Raw genomic sequence first — 5,346 nt, 5'->3', positions numbered from 1 at the left:
TTAAATGCAGCAGATTGCCCTGCAATCCACGACTGTTGCATTGAGTTTCTGCTGAAAATCAATACGATAGCTATGAGTTGCAGAAATATAAAGAAGACGAATAAACTGTTCTTCGAAAACAATCTCAGCAAAAATCCCATCCGTTAATTTCGTAAAAAAGTGATTAATTATTTAATTAAGAAGTTGAATTTATCCATGTTTTTCAAAGCGATTCCTGTTCCACGAACTACCGCTCTTAGTGGATCTTCAGCTACAAAAACCGGTAAGCCAGTTTTCTTGTGAAGTCTGTCTGCAAGTCCTCTTAACAAAGCACCACCTCCAGCAAGATAAATTCCTGTTTTGTAAATATCAGCCGCTAATTCTGGTGGAGTTAATGAAAGTGTTTCCATAACCGCATCTTCAATTCTAACAATCGATTTATCCAAAGCGCGTGCGATTTCTTTGTAATTCACCATAATTTCTTTTGGCTTACCCGTAATTAAATCACGTCCTTGAACTGGAATATCTTCGATATCAACATCAAGATCTTCAACCGCAGAACCAACTTCGATTTTTACTCTCTCCGCAGTTCTTTCCCCAATATATAAATTATGATGCGTTCTTAAATAGTAAGCGATATCATTGGTAAATACGTCACCTGCGATTTTTACAGATTTGTCACAAACGATTCCTCCTAGAGCAACCACTGCGATTTCAGTAGTACCACCACCTATGTCGATGATCATATTTCCTTCCGGTTTCTGTACATCGATTCCGACACCGATTGCAGCTGCCATTGGTTCATAAATTAAACGAACTTCTTTTGCATTTACTTTTTGAGCAGAATCTCTTACCGCTCGTTTTTCAACTTCGGTAATTCCAGATGGAATACAAATTACGATTTTTAAAGTCGGTTGAAAAAGTTTTCCCTTGATTCCCGGAATTTGTTTAATGAACTCCTTGATCATGTGCTCAGATGCGTGAAAATCAGCGATTACGCCATCTTTCAAAGGTCTGATTGTTTTTATATCTTCATGCGTTTTTCCCTGCATGTGTTTCGCTTGCTCCCCAACTGCAATTGGTTTTCCGGTTGAACGCTCAATCGCTACAATCGATGGTTGATCAACCACAATTTTATTGTTGTGTATAATAAGTGTGTTTGCTGTACCTAAGTCAATCGCAATATCTTGCGTGAACATATCAAATAACCCCATTTTCTGCTAATTTTTTTAAGTGTACAAAGATATAAATTTAGAACCGTTCTAAAAATTAGATTTTTGCTAATTTTGGTTAAAATTTTAATAATTTTTGAAGGTGATTCTATCATAACTTTTTAATTTCCAAAATATTTCATTTTCGCCAATCTTTCTCAATTTTTGAGAAGCAAGTATAGATTTTGGTGATAATCTTCATATTTTATATCCTTCACCAATTCAATTTAAAACCTTAAATTTGCGATTGCTCTATGACTAAGGATAATAACATTCATCAAACCGCTAATTTCGCCGTTCTTAGTGTCAGTTTTGAAAAAGCTGATGCAGAAATACGGGGAAAATTTGCCTTTTTTGATGAGAATATAAAACATTTCGTAAGCGAAATTCACGATATGAATTTAGGCGATGCGTTTGTGGTTTCCACTTGCAACAGAACCGAAATTTATACCACCACTCAAAATTATCTTTTGATCGCAGAATTATACTGCAAAATTGTGGGCGTTAGTCTAACCGACTTCATGAAATATGTCAATATTGTAAAACATGAAGAAGCCCTGAATCATCTTTTCCGCGTTGCTGCAGGACTGGAAAGCCAGATTATTGGTGATTTTGAAATCATTGGTCAAATCAAAAATGCTTACCACCGTTTTAGAAAAGAAAAGAAATATTCTAATCCTTTCATGGAAAGAGCCATCAACTCTGCAATTCAGATTTCTAAAAGAATTAAGAACGAAACGGGTATTTCCAACGGAGCAGCTTCGGTCTCTTATGCTGCGGTTCATTATATTTTAAAAAATCAGCTTCAAATTTCAGATAAAAACATTCTACTTTTAGGTGTCGGAGAAATCGGACAAAACACCGTAGAAAATTTGGTGAAGCATGTTTACAAGCCTAAAGTAAAAATCGCCAACCGTTCAGCTGATAAAGCAGAGAAAATTGCTGAAAAATACCAAATTCCGTATATTGAGTTTGATACTTTTCAAGATGAGTTAAGCAAAACAGATATCTTGATTGTAGCCACCGGAGCTCAACATCCAATCATTAATAAGTCGCATTTCCCTAATGGAAAGGAAACTTTGGTGATTGATCTTTCCATTCCCAATAATGTGGCGAAAGATGTAATGGAAAATGAAAACGTAAGTTTGGTTGATGTGGATCAGTTATCGCTTCACATTAATGAGACGATGGTACAACGTCAAAAGGAAATTCCAAAAGCCGAGGAGATCATTAAAGAAATGACCAAAGACTTTCTGGAATGGGAAAAGAAAAGAAAATTAGCTCCAAATATTCATCATTTAAAAGCGATGTTAAAAAATATGGAGCGCAATGAAATGCATAAGATTCACAAGAAACATCATTATATAGAAGTGGATGATATGCAGCTTTCCGACAAGATGATTCAGAAAATCACCAATCGTTTTGCGAAATATATGATTGATAATCCTTGGAAAGCCGAAGAAATTAGTAAATTAATGCACGAAATTTTAGTAGAGCAACCAAATAAAGAGTTCAATGAGAAGCATTAAAATAGGAACAAGAAATTCACCACTTGCATTGTGGCAGGCAAGAGAAGTTGCCCGCAATCTGCAAAACAATAATTATAAAACCGATATCACTCCGATTATTTCTACAGGAGATAAAAATCTTACCGAACCGCTTTATGCAATGGGCATTACCGGAGTTTTCACCAAAGATTTGGATATTGCTTTATTGAATAAAGAAGTGGATATTGCCGTTCATTCTTTAAAAGATATTCCAACACAACTTCCCGAAAATATAGAGATCATCGCGGTTTTAAAACGTGATTTTCCGCAAGATGTCTTGGTAAGAAAATCAACGTCGAAAAATAAAGAATTACACGAATTGAAAATTGCAACCAGCAGTTTACGACGTCGTGCCTTTTGGGCAAAACATTATCCTGAAACAGAATTTTGTGACATCCGCGGAAATGTACAGACGCGTCTTCAGAAATTAGAAGATCAGGATTTCGATGCTACTTTGTTCTCTTTGGCAGCGATTGAAAGAATGGGTTTATCTGTTGATTATGAATTTCTTCCGATGATGATTTCTGCGCCGGCGCAAGGAGTTGTTGCTGTTTGTGCAAGAGCCGATGATCATGAGATCAAATCTCTTTTCGAAGAAGTTAACGATCGCAAAACCCGTATTTGTATCGAGGTTGAAAGAAATTTCCTAAGGGCTTTAGAAGGAGGTTGTACTGCGCCAATTGGAGCTTTTGCAGAAATTAATGAAAAAGATGAAGTGAGATTTATCGGAAGATTATGTTCTTTAGATGGAAAAAACTGTCTCGAAATCGACGAGATTTTCTCCTGGAATCACCATGAAAATTTCGGTGAGCAATTGGCTCAGAAAATTTTAAATGACGGCGGAAGAGAGTTGATGCAAGAAATTAAATTGCGCCTGCACTAGTATTCTCAAACGTAGTATATAATAGGAATTATTGATAATTTATTTTTAATGAATATTCTGTTTACAAAAAAGCTTGATGAAAAAGAAGTTGCTAAAATCCTTGGGACAGAATTTTCAAGTCATTTTTTAGAGGTTATTAAAATTAATCTTCTCGAGCTTGCACCATTTCCTTTAGGAAACAAATCTTTAATTTTCACCAGTGTTAATGGAGTAGAGTCATTTTTCAAAAATGGTTTTAAACCTCAGGAAAACTTTGCCGATAAAAATTACAACAAAATTTACTGCGTCGGAAAAAAGACGAAAGCACACTTGCGAAAATATGGTTTTGGAGTTTTTAAAACCAAGAAGAATGCAAAAGAACTTTCAGAATTCATTATTGAAAGTTGTTCTAAAGAAAAGTTTATCCACTTCTGTGGGAATTTAGCCTTAGACATTCTTCAGGAGAAATTACCTTTACAAAACATAGGTTACAAGAAAGTGGTCGTTTATGAAACTAAATTGTTATTCCCTGAACATACGGAAAAGCATGATGCAATTGCATTTTTCTCCCCAAGCGGTGTACGCAGTTTCGTCAAAAATAACAAACTCGACTTTCAGCAAATCTACGCGATTGGCGAAACGACCGCAGCAGAAGTTGCAAAATATACTACTCAAAAAATATTTATAGGCAAAGACAATGACTTAAGCGCTTTGCTTAAATTAGTTAAAAAAGAAGGAGAAACCGTAACCTCCCATTAAGAAACTTCGGTTTCTGATTTTATTTAAAGATTATGATTAAAAACGATTTATATTTAAAGGCATTAAGAGGCGAAACAGTAGAACGTCCGCCGGTTTGGATGATGAGACAGGCAGGAAGATTTTTGCCTGAATTTCGTGCGATGCGTGATGAATATGATTTCTTCACCCGATGTCGTACGCCAGAATTGGCGTCGGAAATTACCATGATGCCGATTCGCAGATATCCTTTGGATGCCGCGATTTTGTTCTCCGATATCTTAGTTGTTCCCCAAGCGATGGGCATGGATTTCGAGATGCGTGAAGGAATTGGGCCTTGGTTAGAAAAACCAATTCGTACTTTAGAAGATGTTCAAAATATTGAAGTTCCTGATGTTAATGATACTCTAGGATACGTTTTTGACGCCATCGAACTTACTTTAATAAAGTTAGACAATGACATTCCTTTGATCGGTTTTGCCGGTTCACCCTGGACAATCCTTTGTTATTGCATCGAAGGAAAAGGTTCTAAAGCGTGGGATGTTGCTAAAAGCTTCTGTTTCAGAAATCCTGAAGCAGCTCATTTATTATTACAGAAAATCACTGATACGACAATCGCTTATTTGAAAAGAAAAGTTGAAAAAGGAGTTTCAGCGGTTCAGGTATTTGATTCTTGGGGCGGATCGTTGTCACCAGAAGATTATCAACTATTCTCTTGGCCGTATATTAATCAAATTGTAGAAGCCTTAAGTCCGTTAACGCATGTTGTGGTTTTTGGTAAAGGATGTTGGTTCGCTTTAGAAGAAATGACTTTATCTAAAGTTTCTGCATTGGGTGTTGACTGGACAATCACTCCGGAATTAGCAAGAACGCTAACGAATCACACCATGACTTTGCAAGGGAATTTTGATCCTAACAGATTGAACTCTTCACCCGCAACCATCACGAAAATGGTAGGCGAAATGATTAATCGTTTTGGGAAAGACCGGTACATTGCCAATCTAGGACACGG

General features: G+C 36.3%; 5 protein-coding genes. 4 read left to right on the top strand and 1 reads right to left on the bottom strand.

Annotated features, from left to right (window positions below; genetic code table 11):
- Positions 1 to 167 precede the first annotated feature (167 nt).
- Positions 168 to 1,193: a rod shape-determining protein gene (locus tag ACEYOS_RS02435; RefSeq protein ID WP_373709710.1), complete on the bottom strand. Its 1,026-nt coding sequence runs from the start codon at positions 1,191 to 1,193 to the stop codon at positions 168 to 170.
- A 251-nt stretch (positions 1,194 to 1,444) separates the two neighbouring features.
- Between ACEYOS_RS02435 and hemA the strand changes: the two genes are divergently transcribed.
- From hemA to hemE, 4 genes are all read left to right on the top strand, one after another.
- Positions 1,445 to 2,719: a glutamyl-tRNA reductase gene (gene hemA, locus ACEYOS_RS02430; protein ID WP_373709711.1), complete on the top strand. Its 1,275-nt coding sequence runs from the start codon at positions 1,445 to 1,447 to the stop codon at positions 2,717 to 2,719.
- Positions 2,706 to 3,620 carry a hydroxymethylbilane synthase gene (hemC, locus tag ACEYOS_RS02425; RefSeq protein ID WP_373709712.1) on the top strand — a complete coding sequence of 305 codons (915 nt, stop codon included), beginning with the start codon at positions 2,706 to 2,708 and terminating at the stop codon, positions 3,618 to 3,620. Before hemA ends, hemC begins: the two co-directional genes overlap by 14 nt.
- 48 nt (positions 3,621 to 3,668) lie before the next feature.
- Positions 3,669 to 4,358, top strand: coding sequence for a uroporphyrinogen-III synthase (locus tag ACEYOS_RS02420; protein WP_373709713.1), 690 nt, complete (start codon positions 3,669 to 3,671; stop codon positions 4,356 to 4,358).
- 32 nt (positions 4,359 to 4,390) lie between these two features.
- A partial coding sequence (gene hemE, locus ACEYOS_RS02415; RefSeq protein ID WP_373797491.1) for a uroporphyrinogen decarboxylase occupies positions 4,391 to 5,346 on the top strand: 956 nt, incomplete at its 3' end.

The sequence above is a fragment of the Kaistella sp. genome (assembly GCF_041824135.1).
In the GTDB taxonomy this organism is placed as follows: domain Bacteria; phylum Bacteroidota; class Bacteroidia; order Flavobacteriales; family Weeksellaceae; genus Kaistella.
Note: the sequence above shows the minus strand (reverse complement) of the source record. Positions and strands in the feature narration are given on the sequence as shown.